The 18,180-nt window shown below is 68.3% G+C and carries 20 protein-coding genes and 3 tRNA genes; 6 read left to right on the top strand and 17 right to left on the bottom strand.

What is annotated here, in order from left to right; all coding sequences use genetic code 11:
• Positions 1-2: 2 nt before the first annotated feature.
• The 4 genes from ACZ3HL_RS20150 to rplJ all read right to left on the bottom strand — a co-directional run bounded on the left by ACZ3HL_RS20150 (position 3) and on the right by rplJ (position 3,441).
• Complete coding sequence (locus ACZ3HL_RS20150; RefSeq protein ID WP_020633292.1) at positions 3-755, bottom strand: MlaE family ABC transporter permease; 753 nt, start codon at positions 753-755, stop codon at positions 3-5.
• A gap of 38 nt (positions 756-793) precedes the next feature.
• Positions 794-1,963, bottom strand: coding sequence for an ABC transporter ATP-binding protein (locus ACZ3HL_RS20145; protein ID WP_465415381.1), 1,170 nt, complete (start codon positions 1,961-1,963; stop codon positions 794-796).
• A gap of 491 nt (positions 1,964-2,454) precedes the next feature.
• Positions 2,455-2,841 (bottom strand): 50S ribosomal protein L7/L12, encoded by a 387-nt coding sequence (gene rplL / locus ACZ3HL_RS20140; RefSeq protein WP_037332742.1) that lies wholly within the window; start codon positions 2,839-2,841, stop codon positions 2,455-2,457.
• A gap of 48 nt (positions 2,842-2,889) precedes the next feature.
• On the bottom strand, positions 2,890-3,441 hold the full coding sequence (gene rplJ / locus ACZ3HL_RS20135; RefSeq protein ID WP_192747811.1) for a 50S ribosomal protein L10: 552 nt from the start codon (positions 3,439-3,441) through the stop codon (positions 2,890-2,892).
• Positions 3,442-3,767: 326 nt separating this feature from the next.
• Here rplJ and ACZ3HL_RS20130 point away from each other — a divergent pair, with 326 nt between their 5' ends.
• Positions 3,768-4,604 (top strand): hypothetical protein, encoded by an 837-nt coding sequence (locus ACZ3HL_RS20130; RefSeq protein ID WP_465532762.1) that lies wholly within the window; start codon positions 3,768-3,770, stop codon positions 4,602-4,604.
• A 124-nt stretch (positions 4,605-4,728) separates the two neighbouring features.
• Here the strand turns inward: ACZ3HL_RS20130 and ACZ3HL_RS20125 are convergent, their stop codons facing one another.
• The 6 genes from ACZ3HL_RS20125 to ACZ3HL_RS20100 all read right to left on the bottom strand — a co-directional run bounded on the left by ACZ3HL_RS20125 (position 4,729) and on the right by ACZ3HL_RS20100 (position 8,347).
• The gene (locus ACZ3HL_RS20125) at positions 4,729-5,493 is read right to left on the bottom strand and encodes an alpha/beta fold hydrolase (protein ID WP_465415386.1); all 765 of its coding nucleotides are present in this window, start codon (positions 5,491-5,493) and stop codon (positions 4,729-4,731) included.
• Between the two features lie 77 nt (positions 5,494-5,570).
• Positions 5,571-6,284, bottom strand: coding sequence for a 50S ribosomal protein L1 (gene rplA, locus ACZ3HL_RS20120; protein ID WP_465415388.1), 714 nt, complete (start codon positions 6,282-6,284; stop codon positions 5,571-5,573).
• Between the two features lie 81 nt (positions 6,285-6,365).
• Positions 6,366-6,800, bottom strand: coding sequence for a 50S ribosomal protein L11 (gene rplK, locus ACZ3HL_RS20115; protein ID WP_020633284.1), 435 nt, complete (start codon positions 6,798-6,800; stop codon positions 6,366-6,368).
• Positions 6,801-6,878: 78 nt separating this feature from the next.
• On the bottom strand, positions 6,879-7,718 hold the full coding sequence (nusG, locus tag ACZ3HL_RS20110) for a transcription termination/antitermination protein NusG (RefSeq protein ID WP_465415390.1): 840 nt from the start codon (positions 7,716-7,718) through the stop codon (positions 6,879-6,881).
• 76 nt (positions 7,719-7,794) lie between these two features.
• A complete protein-coding gene (gene secE / locus ACZ3HL_RS20105) occupies positions 7,795-8,247 on the bottom strand; it encodes a preprotein translocase subunit SecE (RefSeq protein ID WP_007031001.1) in 453 nt (150 codons plus the stop codon).
• Between the two features lie 27 nt (positions 8,248-8,274).
• A tRNA-Trp gene (locus tag ACZ3HL_RS20100) sits at positions 8,275-8,347 on the bottom strand.
• A gap of 206 nt (positions 8,348-8,553) precedes the next feature.
• Here ACZ3HL_RS20100 and ACZ3HL_RS20095 point away from each other — a divergent pair.
• Positions 8,554-9,783, top strand: coding sequence for a pyridoxal phosphate-dependent aminotransferase (locus tag ACZ3HL_RS20095; protein WP_465532760.1), 1,230 nt, complete (start codon positions 8,554-8,556; stop codon positions 9,781-9,783).
• Entirely contained in the window at positions 9,780-10,676 is an 897-nt protein-coding gene (locus tag ACZ3HL_RS20090) for a TIGR03619 family F420-dependent LLM class oxidoreductase (RefSeq protein ID WP_465532758.1), read from the top strand. The genes ACZ3HL_RS20095 and ACZ3HL_RS20090 overlap by 4 nt, the downstream gene beginning before the upstream one ends.
• Before the next feature lie 37 nt (positions 10,677-10,713).
• Here the strand turns inward: ACZ3HL_RS20090 and ACZ3HL_RS20085 are convergent, their stop codons facing one another.
• The gene (locus tag ACZ3HL_RS20085; protein WP_465415396.1) at positions 10,714-10,929 is read right to left on the bottom strand and encodes a hypothetical protein; all 216 of its coding nucleotides are present in this window, start codon (positions 10,927-10,929) and stop codon (positions 10,714-10,716) included.
• Between the two features lie 118 nt (positions 10,930-11,047).
• Here ACZ3HL_RS20085 and ACZ3HL_RS20080 point away from each other — a divergent pair, with 118 nt between their 5' ends.
• Positions 11,048-11,980 carry an SGNH/GDSL hydrolase family protein gene (locus tag ACZ3HL_RS20080; protein WP_465532797.1) on the top strand — a complete coding sequence of 311 codons (933 nt, stop codon included), beginning with the start codon at positions 11,048-11,050 and terminating at the stop codon, positions 11,978-11,980.
• Between the two features lie 75 nt (positions 11,981-12,055).
• Here the strand turns inward: ACZ3HL_RS20080 and ACZ3HL_RS20075 are convergent, their stop codons facing one another.
• From ACZ3HL_RS20075 to ACZ3HL_RS20050, 6 genes are all read right to left on the bottom strand, one after another.
• Positions 12,056-12,460 (bottom strand): MaoC family dehydratase, encoded by a 405-nt coding sequence (locus tag ACZ3HL_RS20075; RefSeq protein WP_125679930.1) that lies wholly within the window; start codon positions 12,458-12,460, stop codon positions 12,056-12,058.
• The gene (locus ACZ3HL_RS20070) at positions 12,457-12,906 is read right to left on the bottom strand and encodes a MaoC family dehydratase N-terminal domain-containing protein (RefSeq protein WP_465415398.1); all 450 of its coding nucleotides are present in this window, start codon (positions 12,904-12,906) and stop codon (positions 12,457-12,459) included. The genes ACZ3HL_RS20075 and ACZ3HL_RS20070 overlap by 4 nt, the downstream gene beginning before the upstream one ends.
• 87 nt (positions 12,907-12,993) lie before the next feature.
• Positions 12,994-13,158, bottom strand: coding sequence for a 50S ribosomal protein L33 (rpmG, locus tag ACZ3HL_RS20065; protein ID WP_005152047.1), 165 nt, complete (start codon positions 13,156-13,158; stop codon positions 12,994-12,996).
• Between the two features lie 45 nt (positions 13,159-13,203).
• A tRNA-Met gene (locus ACZ3HL_RS20060) sits at positions 13,204-13,276 on the bottom strand.
• Between the two features lie 49 nt (positions 13,277-13,325).
• Positions 13,326-13,398, bottom strand: a tRNA-Thr gene (locus tag ACZ3HL_RS20055).
• Between the two features lie 79 nt (positions 13,399-13,477).
• The gene (locus ACZ3HL_RS20050; RefSeq protein WP_465415400.1) at positions 13,478-16,093 is read right to left on the bottom strand and encodes a putative bifunctional diguanylate cyclase/phosphodiesterase; all 2,616 of its coding nucleotides are present in this window, start codon (positions 16,091-16,093) and stop codon (positions 13,478-13,480) included.
• Between the two features lie 280 nt (positions 16,094-16,373).
• Between ACZ3HL_RS20050 and ACZ3HL_RS20045 the strand changes: the two genes are divergently transcribed.
• Positions 16,374-17,312 (top strand): GNAT family N-acetyltransferase, encoded by a 939-nt coding sequence (locus tag ACZ3HL_RS20045; protein ID WP_465532756.1) that lies wholly within the window; start codon positions 16,374-16,376, stop codon positions 17,310-17,312.
• A gap of 18 nt (positions 17,313-17,330) precedes the next feature.
• On the top strand, positions 17,331-18,179 hold the full coding sequence (locus ACZ3HL_RS20040; RefSeq protein ID WP_465532754.1) for an SAM-dependent methyltransferase: 849 nt from the start codon (positions 17,331-17,333) through the stop codon (positions 18,177-18,179).
• Position 18,180: the final 1 nt, after the last annotated feature.

Below are 18,180 nucleotides of genomic sequence, written 5' to 3'. Positions count from 1 at the left end.
CGTCAGTCCAGCTTTCCGGGCACGATCTGCAGGTAGATCAGCGTGATCACGAAGTTCACCACGAACAGCATGAGGAACGTGATGACGACCGACTGGTTCACCGCGTCCCCGACGCCCTTCGGGCCGCCGGACGGGTTCAGTCCCCGGTAAGAGGCGACGACCGCGGCGATGAAGCCGAAGATCAGCGCCTTCAGCTCGCCGACCCAGAGGTCCGGCAGCTGGGCCAGCGCGGAGAAACTCGCCAGGTACGCGCCCGGCGTCCCGCCCTGGAGGACGACGTTGAAGAAGTACCCGCCGAGCACGCCGATGACGCTGACCATGCCGTTCAGCAGGAGCGCCACCAGCATCATCGCGAGCACGCGCGGCACGATCAGCCGCTGCACCGCGGAGACACCGAGCACCTCCATGGCGTCGATCTCTTCACGGATCGTCCGCGCGCCGATGTCCGCGCAGACCGCGCTACCGCCGGCGCCCGCGACCAGCAGCGCCGTGACCAGCGGACTGGCCTGCTGCACGGTGGCGAGCACCGACCCGGCGCCCGTGTAGGACTGGGCGCCGAGCTGGCGGGCGAGTGAACCGAACTGCAGCGAGATGACCGCGCCGAACGGGATCGCGACGAGCGCCGTCGGCAGGATCGTGACGCTCGCGATGAACCAGGCCTGCTGGATGAACTCCCGCAGCTGGAACGGGCGCTGGAAAATGCCACGAACGATGTCGAGGCCGAGAGCGAACAGGTTCCCGGTCTCGCGCAACATGCCGATCCCGGGGATCTTCGCCGATGAAGCGGAAGAGCTCACGCGCCACCTGACCCCGGATCTTGTGGCCGCAAGCGGTGGTTGCCCGCTCTCCCGGGGTGCGGGATGTGGGCGACCTGGTCATCGGGCAACTGGCCCTGGTGGTGGTTCGGGATCGAGGTCTCGGTGGGCGCCGACCGGTGCCCGGCGGCCGCGAGGCGCTGCGGGCGGACGCCGTAGCGCTGCTGCTCCTCCGGGGAGAGCGACTCGATGATGCTCTCCTGCGCTTCGGGCGGCAGGCCGTGCAGGATCTGCATGACCCGGTCCTTGCGGCGGACCGCGCCCATCCGGGTCGGCACGCCGGGCGTCGGCTGCATCTGCGGCGGCACCCCGCTGACGTCCTCGACACCACCAGCGTGGTGGCCGGCCTCGAACATCGCGCGCTCCGCGGCGAGCTGGGCCGAGTCCTTCTCCTCGCTCATGCCGATGGGGCCGTCCATCTTGCCGTTGAGGAACTGCTTGACGACCGGCTCCTCGCTGGTCAGCAGCACCTCACGCGGGCCGAACATGACCAGTTCCTTGCGGAAGAGCATGCCCAGGTTGTCCGGAACGGTGCGGGCGAGGTTGATGTTGTGCGTGACGATCAGGAACGTCGCGTCGATCTGCGCGTTGACGTCCAGGAAGAGCTGGGAGATGTAGGTGGTGCGGACCGGGTCGAGACCGGAGTCCGGCTCGTCGACGAGGATGATCTGCGGGTCCAGCACCAGTGCGCGGGCGAGCCCGGCGCGCTTGCGCATACCGCCGGAGATCTCGCCGGGCAGCTTCTTGTCTGCGCCGTTGAGACCGGTCATCTCGAGTTTCTCGAGCACGATCCGGCGGACCTCGGTCTCCGACTTCTTCGTGTGCTCGCGCAGGGGGAACGCCACGTTGTCGTAGAGGTTCATCGAGCCGAAGAGCGCGCCGTCCTGGAACAGGACGCCGAAGAGCTTGCGCACCTCGTAGAGCTGGTGTTCGGAGCACGTCACGATGTCGACGCCGTTGATCATGCACCGGCCACGGTCCGGCTTGAGCAGACCGATCATCGACTTCAAGAAGACGGACTTACCGGTTCCGGACGGACCGAGCATCGCCGAAACCTCGCCCGGAGGCAGGGTCAGCGTGACGTCCCGCCAGATGGCCTGCTTACCGAAGGACTTGGAAAGACCTTCGATGACCACCTCGGCACCCATCGCACCTCCAGGAGCTGTTCCGCGTCGTCGCGCACTGCCGTCCCGTGCCACTGGCCCGGGAGGACGCATGCGTTCGCGCAGCGATACCCGCGTCAACCAGGTGCAACGAGCTGAGTGCGAACAGGTTACTCACCAGTTTTCTTTTCTGGCCAGACCCGCGGGTAACTTTTCGCGCAGCCCGCCGCCTGCCCGTGCACCGCTGGCAGCACCGTAGTGCACGTCACTCCCGCGCGCAGATCCACAGCGGGCGCCGCCCGGCCCGGATCGCGATTAGGGGGCTAAACGCAGGTCAGTGCCCCTGTCACCCTCCGCGCCGCTCGGATCGCGTTTAGCGGGCTAAATGCGATCTGGCGCCCTGATGCTTAGCGTGGCTACGCGTCACGATCAGGGGGCTAAACGCAGGTCGTGGGCGGGAGACAGCGAAGGGGCGGGCATCCGTGTGGATGCCCGCCCCTTCGACGGTGCTGCGGTAGGCGCTGACGCGCCCGAGATCACTTGATGGCGATCTTGGCGCCCGCGGCCTCGAGCTTCTCCTTGGCGGCCTCGGCGGCCTCCTTGTCGACCTTCTCCAGGAGGGCCTTGGGAGCGGCCTCGACCAGCTCCTTGGCCTCCTTCAGGCCCAGACCCGAGACGACCTCACGGACGACCTTGATGACCTGGATCTTCTTGTCACCGGCGGACTCGAGGACGACGTCGAACTCGTCCTGCTCCTCGGCGGCCGCGGCCGGGGCGGCACCCGGGGCGGCGGCGACGACGGCAGCCGGGGCGGCTGCGGTCACGTCGAAGGTGGTCTCGAATTCCTTCACGAACTCGGACAGCTCAAGAAGGGTGAGCTCCTTGAAGGCGTCGATCAGCTCGGCGGTGCTCAGCTTCGCCATGGTGGCTTTCCTCTCTGAAACGAACTAAAAGTTCGGGGTGGGGGGTGTTCAGCTCTCGGCGGGTGCTTCGGCTGCTTCGGTACCGGCGTTGCGCTGCTTCTCCTCCAGCGCGGCAGCCAGGCGGGCGACCTGGGACGCCGGCGCCTGGAACAGCGCGGCGGCCTGGGACAGCTTCGCCTTGAACGCGCCCGCCGCCTTGGCGAGCAGGACCTCACGGCTGTCGAGATCGGCGATCTGGTTGATCTCGTCCACGGACAGCGTCTTGCCGTCCATGTAGCCGCCCTTGATCACAAGCGCGTTGTTGTCCTTCGCGAAGTCGCGAAGCGCCTTCGCGGCGTCAACAGCTTCACCTTCGACGAAGGCGATCGCGGTCGGGCCGACGAACAGGTCCTCGAGACCCTCGATGCCGGCGTCCGTGGCGGCACGCTGGACAAGGGTGTTCTTCGCGACCCGGTACTTGGCATTGGTGCCGAGAGCGCGGCGCAGCTGGGACAGCTGGGACACGGAGAGGCCGGTGTACTGGGTAACGACTGTGGCCGAGCTGGTGCGGAAGCGCTCCGCGATCTCGGCGACGGCCGCCTCCTTGTCGGGCTTCGCCATGGTCGCCTCCTCTCTTGGCTAGTGGTCCACTGGCCTTGAGAGCCCTGAAACGACGAAACGCCCCAGCGCAGACAGGCGCGGGGCGTCAGGGCAAACGACGGAGTACGTCGCGAGCGAGCCTCGTTCCTCCTGCGCGGGTCGCCCGCCCTAGCGGGGCCTTCGTTCTCCAGGCCAGATGACCAGGAGAAGACCAGCGGTCTTCGGTAGAACCTTGACAAGAATACGCGAGCCTCTCCAACCCTTCGCGCGGGCCCCCCAGATCGCGTTTAGCGGGCTAAACGCGACCGGCGGAGTGCACGGGAGGACTCGCGAGGCATCATGGTGACGTGGCGGAGCAGCGTGATGACGGAAAGCCGGACAACGAGCCCGGCACGGACATCGAGCCCAAGGCGGGAGGTCAGCCCGCGCCCCGGCTGGACGACGAGCAACTGCGCCAGTTCCAGCAGTTTCAGCAGTTCCAGGACTATCTGAAGTTCACCGAGGCGCAGAAGCAGGGCCTCGTGCCGCAGCAGCCCGCGCAGCCCATGACCCAGCACTACGGCGGGCAGCCTCCGGGACCGCCGCCCGGCGAGCTCGTGCATTCCCCTCGGCCACGCGTGCCGCGCTGGCTGCGGCGGCTGGGCGGGAAGCTCCTCGCCTGGATCATCGTGATCGTGCTGATCTGTGTCGGCGCCACCATCGTCTACCGGCACTTCTTCCCCAGCGACGCCGGACAGAACACGGCGACGTTCGTCGAAGGCGGCGGAGGGAAACACCGCACCAACCAGGTGCTTTCGACCAACCCATGGGAGGCGGTGCGGGCCATCTACGACACGATCGGCAAGCCTTACCCGCCTGCCACCCGCGTTGAAAAGGTCTGCCTGTCGATGAGCGAACAGGCGCAGGCCCAGTTCGCCCGTGACCTCGGGTATCCGGACTGCGCGACCGCCGTCCCGGCCCTGAACGCCAAGGTCACCGACATCACGCCGTACATCTACGCGGTACGCCCGATGTCGAGCGTGGTCCCGCGCCAGAACCTGACGATCCACTCGTGCTGGTACAGCATCCGCGGTGGCCCCCTGCTGGGCAGCTTCACCCTGCAGGAAGTCGAGATGGGCCAGTGGCTGATCACCGGGCACGCGAACTCGCCCGACCCCTGCCCTGCCCCGCCCACCGGCAACTGACCTGGGCGTTTCCACCCCAGATCGCGATTAGGGGGCTAAACGCAAGTGCCCTCGGGATCGCGTTTAGCCCGCGAAACGCAGGTCGGGCGCCGGATCGCGATCAGCCCGCGAAACGCAGGTCGGGTCAGAGGTCGTGCGACGTGAGGAAGCCCGTCAGGGCGGAGCCGAAGGCGGGGTGCATGACGGCGGCCAGGTGGTCGCCGGGCACGCGGACCAGGCGTGCGCCCGCGATGGCGGCGGCCAGGCGTTCGGGTTCCGCTGCCAGCGGGTCGGTGTCGCCGGCCAGGATCAGGGTCGGCACCGCGATCGCCGTCAGGTCCAGTTTCGGGTTCGCCGTCCCGCGCGCGACGGCCGCCAGCGCGATCCGGTCCCCCCGCAACGCGTCGGCCAGCGCCCGGAAAGGCGCCGAAGACGGCGGCAGCGTCGAAGGGTCCGAAGCGAGCAGAGCCTCACTGATCGCCTCCGGCGTGACGACGCGGGTATCGACGCCGCCGAAGTCGACGATCCCCGACCCGACCCCGCCGATCGCGAGGCACCGGATCCGCGGGTCGGCGGCCACCGCGCCGAGCGCGATCATCGCGCCCATCGAGTAGCCGACCATCGACACCTCGTCGAGGTTCAGCGTGTCGAGCAGCGCCGAAACGTCGCGAACCATCGCGTCGTCGCCGTAGCTCGCCTCGTCGTGCGGTTTCGCCGACCGCCCGTGGCCGCGCGCGTCCAGGCTGATCACGGTCAGCCCCGCGTCCTGGAGGGTGTCGACGACGCCGGTGGCGATCCAGTTGGCGTTCGTGTCGGCGGCGAAGCCGTGCTGCAGCAGTACCGGGCGCCCACGGCCTTCCCAAACGGTGTAGCTCAGCTGAAGCCCGTCGAACGACGCGAAGGTAGGCATACCCTCCAGCAAACACGAAAAGGGGGCGGCCCCGCCGTAGCGGGACCGCCCCCTTCTCAGTGATGTCTAACTCAGACTCACGCGTCCTCGGAGAGGAGGTTGCGGGTCCGGGCCGGGTCCACCGGGACGCCCGGGCCCATCGTCGTGGAGATCGTGACCTTCTTCAGGTAGCGACCCTTCGCCGACGACGGCTTGGCGCGGAGGACCTCGTCCAGCGCGGCCGCGTAGTTCTCCACCAGCTTCTCGGTGTCGAACGAGGCCTTGCCGATGACGAAGTGCAGGTTGGCCTGCTTGTCCACGCGGAAGTTGATCTTACCGCCCTTGATGTCCGAGACGGCCTTCGCGACCGCGGGGGTCACGGTGCCGGTCTTCGGGTTCGGCATCAGGCCACGCGGGCCGAGGATGCGGGCGATACGGCCGACCTTCGCCATCTGGTCCGGCGTCGCGATCGCGGCGTCGAACTCGAGCCAGCCACCCTGGATGCGCTCGATCAGTTCGTCGGTACCGACCACGTCCGCGCCGGCTGCCTCGGCCTCGGCGGCCTTGTCACCAACGGCGAAAACGATGACGCGGGCGGTCTTACCGGTGCCGTGCGGCAGGTTCACGGTGCCGCGGACCATCTGGTCGGCCTTGCGAGGGTCGACACCGAGGCGCATGGCGACCTCGACGGTGGCGTCCATCTTCGCGGAGGAAGTCTCCTTGGCCAGCTTCGCGGCCTCGAGCGGGGCGTAGAGCCGCTCGCGGTCCACCAGCTCAAGAGCCTTGCGGTAGGCCTTGCTGTGCTTGGGCATTGCTTCTGTCCTTAACTCTTCAACGGATCAGTGTGGTGTTGGAGCCAGCACTGGCTCTCCCACGGTGGTGCTGGGTGGAACTCAGTCGACGACCGTGATGCCCATGGAGCGGGCGGTGCCGGCGATGATCTTCGCGGCCTGGTCGATGTCGTGCGCGTTCAGGTCGGATTCCTTGGTCTTCGCGATGTCGCGGACCTGGTCCCAAGTGACCTTGGCGACCTTGGTCTTGTGCGGCTCGCCGGAACCCTTCTCCACGCCCGCGGCCTTCAGCAGCAGCTTCGCGGCCGGCGGCGTCTTGAGCTTGAAGTCGAACGAACGGTCTTCGTACACGGAGATCTCGACCGGGACGACGTCCCCGCGCTGCGACTCGGTCGCGGCGTTGTAGGCCTTGCAGAACTCCATGATGTTGACACCGTGCTGACCCAGCGCGGGGCCGACCGGCGGCGCGGGGTTGGCCGCACCCGCCTTGATCTGCAGCTTGATGATCGCCGCAAGCTTCTTCTTCTTGGGTGGCATTTCGTTTGTTCCTTCTTACTGACTTGAGTCCCCCGCACACCTGCCAGTACGCGGGGACTGCCGGCCGTCTGGCGGCCGTCAGATCTTGGAGACCTGGTTGAACGACAGCTCGACCGGGGTCTCCCGGCCGAAGATCGACACCAGGACCTTCAGCTTCTGTCCGTCCACGTTGACCTCGGAGATCGTCGCGGGCAGCGTCGCGAACGGGCCGTCCATGACGGTGACCGACTCGCCGACCTCGAAGTCGACCTCGACCGCGGGGCCGCCCAGCTGCGACTCGGAAGCGGCAGCCTCGCCCTTGCCGGGCTTGGCGGGCGCGGCCGTCTCGACCTTGGGCGCGAGGAACTTGAGCACCTCGTCCACGGTCAGCGGCGACGGACGCGAAGTGGCGCCGACGAACCCGGTGACACCCGGCGTGTTGCGCACCGCGCTCCACGAGGCGTCGTTCAGGTCCATGCGGACCAGGATGTAGCCGGGCAGCACCTTGCGCTGCACCTGCTTGCGCTGGCCGTTCTTGATCTCGGTGACCTCTTCGGTCGGGACCTCGATCTGGAAGATGTAGTCCTCGACGTCCAGCGTCTGGGTGCGGGTTTCGAGGTTGGTCTTCACCTTGTTCTCGTAACCCGCGTACGAGTGCACGACGTACCACTCGCCGGGAGCGGCGTTGAGTTCCGCGCGCAGCTTGGCGACCGGGTCGACGTCCTCGTCGGCCTCGGGCTCGGCGGCGGTGTCGTCGGTCTCGACGGACGCCTCTTCGGCCTCCGCGACATCTCCGGCTTCGTCGACCTCGTCGCCTGCGGCGGGCACCTCGACGGAGTCCAGGTGCTCGGACTGCTCGTCGCCGAGTGCCGCGTGCACCTGCTCGTCGGAAAGCTCGGTCAGCTCATGACCGGCTGCTGTGCCGTTGTCGGAGGTCACGTTCCGTCCTCTCAGTTGATCGGTTGCCGTGGCGCAGGCCTCCGCGCGGTGCCCTCAGGCACCGCGAACGGCTGCCTCAGCTGCCGAAGACGGCACCGACGACCTCTTTGAAGGCCAGGTCGAGGCCGCTCACCAGCGCCACCATGAACACCACGAAGACCAGCACCACCGCGGTGTAGGTGACCATCTGCTTGCGGTTCGGCCAGATGACCTTGCGCAGCTCGGCCCAGACCTCACGGATGAAGCGCATCAGCCGGGCGAAGATCGACGCCTGCTTCGGCTTGCGGTCGCGCTTCGGGGTCGCCGTGCCTTTGGCGTCCTTGGACTTCTCGGTCTTGTCCCCGGCCTTCGCCTTGCCGGCGGGGCGGGTCTTGTCGTCCGACTTGGCGTCGGCCTTACCGGACGGGCGCGCGGACGCACGGCGCTCACGCCGGGCAGCGGCGGTCACCGGGCGGGACTGCTCGTCGGGCTTCTGCCCGGCGCCGTCCTGCGCCTTCTCACCGCTGGCGTCGCTGTCGCTCACGACCACTCCTCCGCCTTCACCAGTTCGCTAACGCAGGGGTGACAGGACTTGAACCTGCAACCTGCGGTTTTGGAGACCGCTGCTCTGCCAATTGAGCTACACCCCTTTGGAGCCCCGATGCTCTGGAGCTCCCGAGGACGCATTCCATCGTCCCCACCGCCGTGGCGGGGATGACCGTAGTGCGTTCCGAGACCAGAAGTCTACGGCAACCCCCGAACAGCTTCGCAACCGCGCCCCTCAAAGCGGCGCGGAGCAGCCTTCCGCGGGGAAACTCCCCCACGGCCGACCCCATGATCGTGCCACGATGTCGCCATGAGCGCTCCCGCACCCTCGTCTTCGACGGCCGACCGCGTCTCGGCTCGCATCGGCGGCATCACGCCCTCGGCCACGCTGGCCGTCGACGCGAAGGCCCGGGAGCTCAAGGCGCAGGGTCGTCCGGTGATCGGGTTCGGCGCCGGGCAGCCGGACTTCCCCACCCCGGCCAACGTGCTCGAAGCCGCCGAAGCGGCCGTCCGCGACAAGGCCAACCACGGCTACACGGCGGCGGGCGGGCTCCCGGAGCTGCGCGAGGCGATCGCGGCGAAGACCGTCCGCGACTCCGGGTTCGAGGTCGACCCCGGCCGCGTCCTGGTGACCAACGGCGGCAAGCAGGCGGTCTACTCGGCGTTCGCGACACTGCTCGACCCCGGCGACGAAGTCCTGCTGCCCGCGCCGTACTGGACGACGTACCCGGAGTCGATCGCCCTCGCCGGCGGCGTCGCGGTGCAGGTCACGGCGGACGAGACGACGGACTACCTGGTCACCGTCGAGCAACTCGAAGCCGCCAGGACACCGCGCACGAAGGTGCTGCTGTTCGTGTCGCCGTCGAACCCGACCGGCGCGGTGTATCCGCGCGAACAGGTCGAGGCGATCGGGCGCTGGGCGCACGAAAACGGTCTCTGGGTCATCACCGACGAGATCTACGAGCACCTGGTCTACGACGGCGCCGAAGCGCCTTCGATGCCCGTCCTGGTCCCCGAGCTCGCCGACCGCGCGATCGTCCTGAACGGCGTCGCGAAGACGTACTCGATGACCGGCTGGCGAGTGGGCTGGCTACTCGGTCCGCAGGACGTGGTGAAGGCCGCGACGGCGTACCAGTCGCACTTGTGCGGCAACGTTTCGAACGTGGCGCAACGGGCCGCGCTCGCCGCGGTGAGCGGTCCGCTCGACGCCGTTTTCGCGATGCGCGAAGCGTTCGATGCCCGGCGGAAAACCGCGCTCTCCCTGCTTTCCGAGATCCCTGGCGTGGAAACTCCGGTGCCACTCGGCGCCTTCTATGTCTACCCGTCGATGAAGGCCTTGCTGGGCAAGGAAATTCGCGGCGAACGCCCGGCCGACACGGCGGCCCTCGCCGATCTGATCCTGCGCGAGGCCGAGGTCGCCGTGGTGCCCGGCGAGGCGTTCGGGACGCCGGGGTACTTCCGGATTTCCTATGCCCTGGACGAAAACGATCTCGCCGAAGGGATCACCAGAATGGGTCGTCTGCTCGCGGAAGCACGGTGACCGCGATGCGCCTGGGAATCGCCCTTCCGCAGTACGGTCCCCTCGCGTCGCTGGACGCCGTCACCGGTTTCGCCGCGGCCGCCGAGGAGCTCGGGTACGAGTCCTTGTGGGTCGGGGATCGCGTGCTGGCCCCGGTGTCGCCGTCGGACTTCTACCCCGGCGGCACGCCCGAACGGCCGTACCCGCCCGAGTTCGTCACCTTCGGCGATCCGCTGATCCTGCTGACCGTCGCCGCGAGCGTCACGAACAAGGTCCGGCTGGGCACCAGCACGCTCACCGGAACGGTGTATCCGGCCGTCGTGCTCGCCCGGATGCTCACTTCACTGGATCAGGTGAGCGGTGGACGGCTGGACGTCGGCTTGGGCATCGGCTGGCTTCGCGACGAGTACACAGCGACGGGCACGCCCTGGAAGGGGCGTGGCGCGCAACTGGAGGAGCTTCTCGACGTCCTCCGGAAGTTCTGGACCGGAGACCCTGTCGAACACGAAGGCGAACGCTGGCGAGTCCCGGCGTCGAAGGTGGGTTTGCGACCGGCGCAGAGCCCGCATCCCCCGGTGCTGCTGGGCGGGCTGTCGCCGGTGGCGTTGGACCGCGTCGGCCGCCGCGCCGACGGCTGGCTTCCGGCGGGGCTGCCCGCGCCGTATCTGGCGAAGCTCTGGGAGACCGTGGTGAGCGCGGCCGAGAAGGCGGGCCGCGACCCCGGAACGCTGCGGCGGGTCCTGCGGCTCAACCCGAAGCCCGGAACCGATCTCCGAGACGTCGCCGCGCAGCTGAAGGCGGCCGCCGAGACCGGGATCACCGAGGCCTTCGTCGACCCGCACTACCTCGCGCGGGACGTCGGGCACGCCCTCGATCTCGCCGCCAAGCTGCGCGACCTCGTCCCGCGCGGCTGAAGGCCCTCCCCGCTCACCGGGAAGGGCCTTCAGAACGTCAGGATTCGCCGTCGGCGAGCTGGACGAGCGCGTGCGCCTTCGCCGCGTACTTCCAGTTGCCGAGATCCCGGATGGTCTTGATCTTGAGCTCGGCGAGGAGTTCGTCGTGCTTCTTGGTCAGGCCTTCAAGGGCGGACGGGGGCGCGTCCAGCAGCTCGTTGACCCCTTTGTCCTCCCACGCCTTGTCCACCAGCTTGTTCAAGTTCAGGCTCACGGTTTCCGCCTTTCCTCGGGGGCAGGTACGGGCTTCACCCTGAACGTGATCCACGTCTCAGGCAACCGGAGATCACCCGTTCACACGTCGTTCACCGACGAGCGGACCGATGACAAACGTGACCCAGGTCGCGTACAACGAACGGGTGACGCGGCGAAGAACGGGCGGCGGCTGCCTCTTCCTGGTGATCGTGCTGTCCGTCCTGGGGATCGCTTACCACCTGTGGGAGCGCGGGACTTCGGTGACGCCTGGCGGGGTCACCGTTCCGGACGGGGCGGGCCGGTACGTGGCGCTGGGGGATTCCTACACGGCTTCGCCGGGCACCGGACGGCCGGTGGGCGAGCCGCCGGGCTGCGATCGCTCGGACAACAACTACCCCAGCCTGCTCGCCGCGAAGCTGCGTCCGGCCGAGTTCGTCGACGTCAGCTGCGGCGGCGCCACGACCGAACACCTCACCGGCGAGCAGAAGACCCGGGACGGCACGAACGCTCCGCAACTCGACGCCATCGACGCCGAGACGACTCTGGTGACCGTCGGGATCGGCGGCAACGACGTGGGCTTCGTCGGCTTCGCGAGCCAATGCGCGACGCAGGTGCAGACCGCTTCGCCGTGCAAGACCCAGCTGACCGCGGGAGGGCGCGACCAGCTGGCGGAGCGGAGCGCCGCCACAGCGGGCAGGCTCGGCGGGATTCTGGACCAGATCCGCTCGAAGGCCCCCTCGGCGCGCATCGTGGTCGTGGGGTACCCGACGGTACTTCCGGACGACGACGCCGCTTGCTGGCCGGTTCTGCCGGTCGGCGCGGGCGACGTGGCCTACTTCCGCGACTCGCTGAAGCGACTGAACGAGGCGTTGCAGGAGACGGCGAAGGAACACGAAGCGGGCTTCGCCGACATGTCGACAGCGAGCAAGGGGCGGGACATGTGCAGCGCCGCGAACCGGCGCTGGGTCGAAGGCCCCGCTCCCTCCGTGCCCGCGGCGCCGCTGCATCCGAACGCGCGGGGCGCGGAGGGGATGGCGGAGGTCATCGAGAAGCTGCTCAAGCTCGCGTAGAGCAAGGGACCTTTGCTCCCACTTACTTAGGCATGCTAAGCGAGCGTGAGCAAAGGTCCCTTGCTCCCCCGGACGTCAGGTGCGGACGACCGCCTGCGCCTTGCCCAGGACGGCCTTGCCCTCGAACTTGGCGGTGATGTCGACGCGGGCGGTGCCGTCGTCGTTGACGACGGCGACCTTCCCCGTGAACTCGATCGTCGCCGCGCCGTCGTTCGGCACGACCACGGGGCGCGTGAAGCGCGCGAAGTAGTCGACGAGACGGCCGGGGTCGCCGAGCCAGTCGGTGACGAGCCGTGCTCCGAGCGCCATGGTCAGCATCCCGTGCGCGATGACGTCGGGAAGGCCGACCTCCTTGGCGAAGGCCTCGTTCCAGTGGATGGGGTTGAAGTCCAGCGACGCGCCGGCGTAGCGCACCAGCTGCTCGCGGGTGACGTCGATGGTCAGCGGCGTCAGTTCTTCCCCGGCGGTGAACGTGCTCACGCGTCCTCCCCTCGGACCACGAGCTGCGCGTTCGTGGTGGCGATCAGGTCGCCGTCGGCGCCGGAGATCTCGGCGCGCAGGTTGATGAAGTCGTTCCCGGCGCGGGTCATGATGTTGTCGATGTACGTGGTGAGCGACAGGACGTCGCCCGCGTGCACCGGCCGCGTGTAGGTGAACCGCTGGTCGCCGTGGACCATCCGCGAATAGTCGAGCCCCAGCTCGGGGTCCGAGACGATCGCGTTGATCGAGGCGAGGTTGATGATCGTCAGGAACGTCGGCGGCGCGATGACGTCGGGGTAGCCGGCCGCCTTCGCCGCTTCGGTGTCGCGGTAGAGCGGGTTCGCGTCGCCGAGCGCGTCGGCGAACTCCCGGATCTTCTCGCGACTCACTTCATAGGTACTGGTCGGCGGGTACACCCGCCCGGTGAACGACTGGTCCAAGGCCACCCGAGCAGGCTACCGAACCCGGAAAAACCCGAAGCCGCCCTGGTGACCAGGACGGCTTCGGGTGAGACAGGTAGAACCGCTAGACGCTCAGCGGGTCTCTTTGTGAGTCCGGTGCGTACCGCAGTTCGGGCAGAACTTCTTCATCTCCAGGCGATCCGGGTTGTTGCGCCGGTTCTTCTTGGTGATGTAGTTGCGGTGCTTGCACTCCTCACACGCGAGCGTGATCTTCGGTCGCACGTCAGTGGCAGCCACAGCATTTCCTTCTCTACTAGGCCTGGGATACCCAGGATTACCGCGTAGCGGTGGCCGGACTTGAACCGGCGACACAGCGATTATGAGCCGCTTGCTCTGCCAGCTGAGCTACACCGCCTTACATGAACCTGGCCGCGACACGCTTACGTGACGCGGCTGAGGTCGCGAGCCCCTTTACGGAATCGAACCGTAGACCTTCTCCTTACCATGGAGACGCTCTGCCGACTGAGCTAAAGGGGCCTTGCCTCTCGCGAGGACTTGGAAAGATTACCAACTTCGGAGGACCCCGATTTCAGGGGGGTCCCCTTACCGCAAAACCTCAGGTCAGCAGGGTCAGCACGGTCTCGGAGTGCCGCCCCGGCGAGCGTGCCGTGCGAGCCTGCAGCCAGGCCTCCAGGCGGTCCTCCGGCAGCGGCCGCGAGATGAGGTAGCCCTGTGCCACGTCACAGCCCATCGCCTCGAGCTGATCCCGCGCGACGTCCTCCTCCACGCCCTCCGCCACGACCGTGAGACCGAGCGAGTGGCCCAGCTCGACGATGGAGCGCACCACGGCGAGGTCGCCGAGGTCGGTGCCCATCCCGAGGACGAAGCTCTTGTCGATCTTGACCTGGTCGACCGGGAGCTGCCGCAGGTACGCCAGCGACGAGTAGCCGGTGCCGAAGTCGTCGACGGCGAGCACGATGCCCAGCGAGTGCAGCTCCCGCAGGATCGGCAGCGCCTTCTGCGGGTCGGACATCACACCGGACTCGGTCAGCTCGAAGGTGAGCAGCTCGGGCGGGATACCGAAGCGGTCGAGTTCGCGCGCGACCTTCGTCGGGAAGTCCTCGTCGGCCAGGTTCCGCACGGACAGGTTCACCGCGGCGGAGATCCGCAGGCCCTCGTCGAGCCATTTGCGCACGCGCTTCAACGACTCTTCGAGCACGAACGACGTCAGGACGCCGATGAGGCCTGCCGCTTCGATCGCCGGGACGAACTCGTCGGGCCCGAGCCTGCCGAACTCCGGATGCACCCAGCGGACGAGCGCCTCGACGCCTTGGATCTGCCGGTTCGGCAAGGTGATCTTCGGCTGGTAATGGACGCTCAGCTGGCCTTCTTCCAGCGACTGCCGGAACTGCGTGACCATCTGGAACCGGCGCATGAAGATCTGACCCATGCTGGCCATGTACCCGCGGACCTCTTCGCCGCCCTTGGTCGCGCGGACGGCGACGTCGGCACGTTGCAGGAGCCCGTCGACGTCGACCTGGTCGTCGTCTTCCGCCGACGAAGTGGCGTAGCCGATCATCGCGTTGGCTTCGACGGAGAGCCGGTCCACCGGATACGGGGCGACGAGCTCCGCGCGCAGCAGTTCCGCGGCGGCCTGGGCACGTTCGGGCGCGCAGCCGACGAGGAGCGCGGCGAAGGACGCGCCTTCGAGCCTGGCGAGCGGGACGTCGGGGCCGAGCGCGTCGCGGATCCGGCGGCCCGCGGCGATGACCATCCGGTCGGCCCACACGTAGCCGAGGGCGTCGCTGACGGTGGAGAAGACGTCGAGATCGATCCGGAGCACGACCGCGTCGACCTGTTCCCGCAACGGTTCCTTGGCGACCTGACGGAAGCCCGGCCGGTTGAGCAGGCCGGTCAGCGGGTCGTGGTAGGCGTCGTGGCGCAGGGTCGCGAGCAGGCGCCGGTTGTCCAGCGACGTCGCGAGGTGGCTGGCCATCGTGCCGAGCAGCTGGACGTCGTACTTGCCGAACCCGCGCCAGCGGGACAGCCTGTCGTGCGCTTCGACGACGCCGAGAAGCTGGTTCGCGCTGCGCAACGGGACGACCAGCGCCTCCTGCGCGCCGCGGTCGAGCAACGCGGAGCGGACGTCGGGATTGGCTTCGGTGATCCGGAAGTGCCGGACGTGCGCGCCGGGCAGGCGCAGCAGCGGGTCGTCGGCGGCCGGGTCGACGGGCGGCAGTTCGTCGCCCGCGACCACCATCCGCATGGTGTCCTTCGGTTCCAGTCGAAGCCTGAGCACGACGCGGCCGGCGGCCAGCTGGTCCTTGATGCGCTCGGCGATGGTCGCCCATTCGCGGACGTCGACACCTCCGACGAGCTCGTCGGCGCGTCCGGCCGGCCGGGCGGCGGCCTGCTGACCGGAGCGCGCGACCATCAGGCTGACGTCGGACAGCGCTTCCATGTCGCGCTGCTCACGGAGCAGGTCGGAATACGCCCAGTACAACGCGGTGAGCCCGAGGAAGACCGCCAGCACGAGCGGCCAGGCCTTCGGCGTCCCGGAAATGACCAAATATCCGGAAAGACCGACCGAAGCGTTGACGAAGCCGACGACGAGGATGCGGCCGGTCAACCGGATCGCGGTGCTGACCCGCATGCGGCGGCGCAACACGCGGACGGCGGCGAGCGCGAGCAGCGTGCTGACCAGCGGCGCGGTCAAAGTGCCCGCCAGCGCGGCGATCCAGGTCATGTCCTGGGCGCCGGAGGCCTGCTTCACCAGTCCTGCCACGGCGAACGCGCCGGTGATCTCCAGCAGGAAGGCGCCGGCGTTGTAGAGCACACGGCCCGCGACCTTGCGGGCCAGCAGTGTCCCGATGCCCGCCGCGAGATGGGCGGCGAGCACGACTTCGAAGGGAGCGACGAAGAATCCGATGACCAGCGGGATCTCGGTGAACGAGATCGTCCACGAGATGCCGCTGCGGACGTCGACGTTGATGCCGAGCTGTTCGGCGAGCAGGAACGCGAGCGCGAGGATCGGCCCGATCCACAGCAGGTCGTCCGAAGCCTCGAAGTCCAGCCAGAGGCTGACCGCGGCCGCGGCGGCGATGCCCATGGTGAGTACCGCGAAGGTGTAGACGCGGAACCGTCGCTCGTCGGTACGAGCCTCCGTAACGGCACCTCCCTTGCCCGCTGTCGCCTGTGCGGCGCTCCCGGGCCTGCCGTTCGTGTCCGGCATCCGACCTTCCTTCCCGGCTGCCCAACCGGTCTTGTCCTACCGCGACCTCGGGGACGAGGGCAATACAGTACCCCGGAGGGCGTACCCAAGTCCCATTCGAGACAGTATGAGATCACCCCAGGGTTAACAATGGGCGCGTCGCGCTGACCTGCGTGGACCAAGGGGTGAAATGGGAGCGTTATTCGCGTTCCTTCCGACTACCGGAAGTCACCTGGCGCCACGCCCCGGCCAATCTCGTGAAGTTCCCGGCGGACCCGTGAGTAGGGGCTTGAATAGCCCTATGAATAGCCACGCCATCGCCGCCGGGCACGCCGAGCGGCTCGCCACCGTGGACGCCCTGCTCCCCGAAATGCCTGCACTGGAGCCTGTCGAGGGTTCCGTGTCACTCTCCGCGACGGTCGGCGACTCGGCCGCCGCCGGATTGTCGGTACGGACCGAGGCGGGTCCCGATTCTGTTGACTCTCCGTGGCGGGCCCTCGTCGAACATCGCCTCGAAGCACGGCTCACCGGACCCCGCCCGGAAGCGGCCCTCGACGCATTACTCACCCGATGGGATGAACATCTGAAGACCGTGGCTCCACCTGGGGATGTCGAGACCGCGGCGACCGTGGTGCGGCCGAGCCGGGACTCCCCCGGCTCGGCCGAATTGCTGCGCCGCGGCTTCGCGCCGGTGCTGGTGATCGCGGTCCGTCCGGCCGACCGGCTCGCCGCGACTGGACCGCCCGCCACTCCCGGAGTGCACATCCGGCCCGCCGAAGCCGATGATCTCGAAACCGCCGTCGGACTCGAACTGGAATTGCAGCGTTACGACGCGCAGTTCGGTTCTGTCACTTTGCGCGAGGGCGCGGAGGAAACGATCACGGCGGAGCTGTCGAAACACGTCGGCCGCGAAAATCCGACGTTGTGGATCGCCGAACTGTACGGACGGCCGCTGGGCATGGTCCGGGTGCAGTTCCCCGGCGAGACGGCGTGGATCGACGGCCGGGTCGCGGCCGACCGCGTCGGCTACCTGTCGTCGCTGGCGGTGGCCGAACCGGCGCGCTCGAGCGGCGTGGGGACGGCGCTCGCCGCGCACGCGCACCAGGTCTTCGACGAATGCGGCACCGAAGCCGTGCTGCTGCACCACGCGCTGGCCAACCCGCGCTCGACGCCGTTCTGGTACGCGCAGGGGTACCGGCCGCTCTGGACCTACTGGCAGCGGCGACCGGCGGTCCCTTGATCCCGATAGGCTCATTTCGTGACGAGGGACGATGACACGGCCCCGGTGGCGCCGACCGGGGTCGACACCGAGAAGCCGTCCGCGGCGAGGATCTACGACTGGTTCCTCGGCGGGACGCACAACTGGGCGGTCGACCGCGAGTTCGCCCGCGCGCTGGAAAAGCAGTGGCGGTGGGTCAAACCGGGGGCGCGGCACAACCGCGAGTTCATGAACCGGGTCGTGCGCGCGGCCTTGAACGCCGGGATCCGGCAGTTCATCGATCTGGGCTCCGGTGTCCCGACCGCCGGGAACGTGCACGAGATCGTCCAGGAGGAACTGGAGCCAGGCGATACGGCGAAGGTCGTGTACGTCGACTACGAGCCAGTGGCGGTGGCGCACGCGGAGCTGATCCTCGAACGGCACGAGGCGACCGACTGGGCCGGGATCATCCAGGCGGACATGCGGCGGCCGAAAGACGTCCTGCGGCATCCGGAGACACTGCGGCTGATCGATTTCGACCAGCCGGTGTGCCTGATGATGATGGCCGTCCTGCATTTCGCCGGCCCGCACGACGATCCGCCCGCGCTGGTCGCGACCTACCGGAACGCGCTGGCGCCGGGCAGCTGGCTGGGGTTGTCGCATATGAGCTTCGGCGGCCAGACGGGCGAGGACGCCGACGGGCTCCACTGGATGGTCGAGCAGTACCGGAAGACGAGCAACCCGGTGTGGATGCGGGACCGCGAAGAGATCGAGCCGCTCTTCGGGGACTGGCCGCTGCTGGAGCCCGGCGTCGTCAACCTGCCCGACTGGCGACCGGTGCGGGAGCTGCGGCGGGACGAGGAAGGTGCCCGGCCGTTCGCCTGGTGCGGGGTCGCCGTCCACCCCTGAC

The organism is Amycolatopsis sp. NPDC000009, assembly GCF_055563465.1.
Note: the sequence above shows the minus strand (reverse complement) of the source record. Positions and strands in the feature narration are given on the sequence as shown.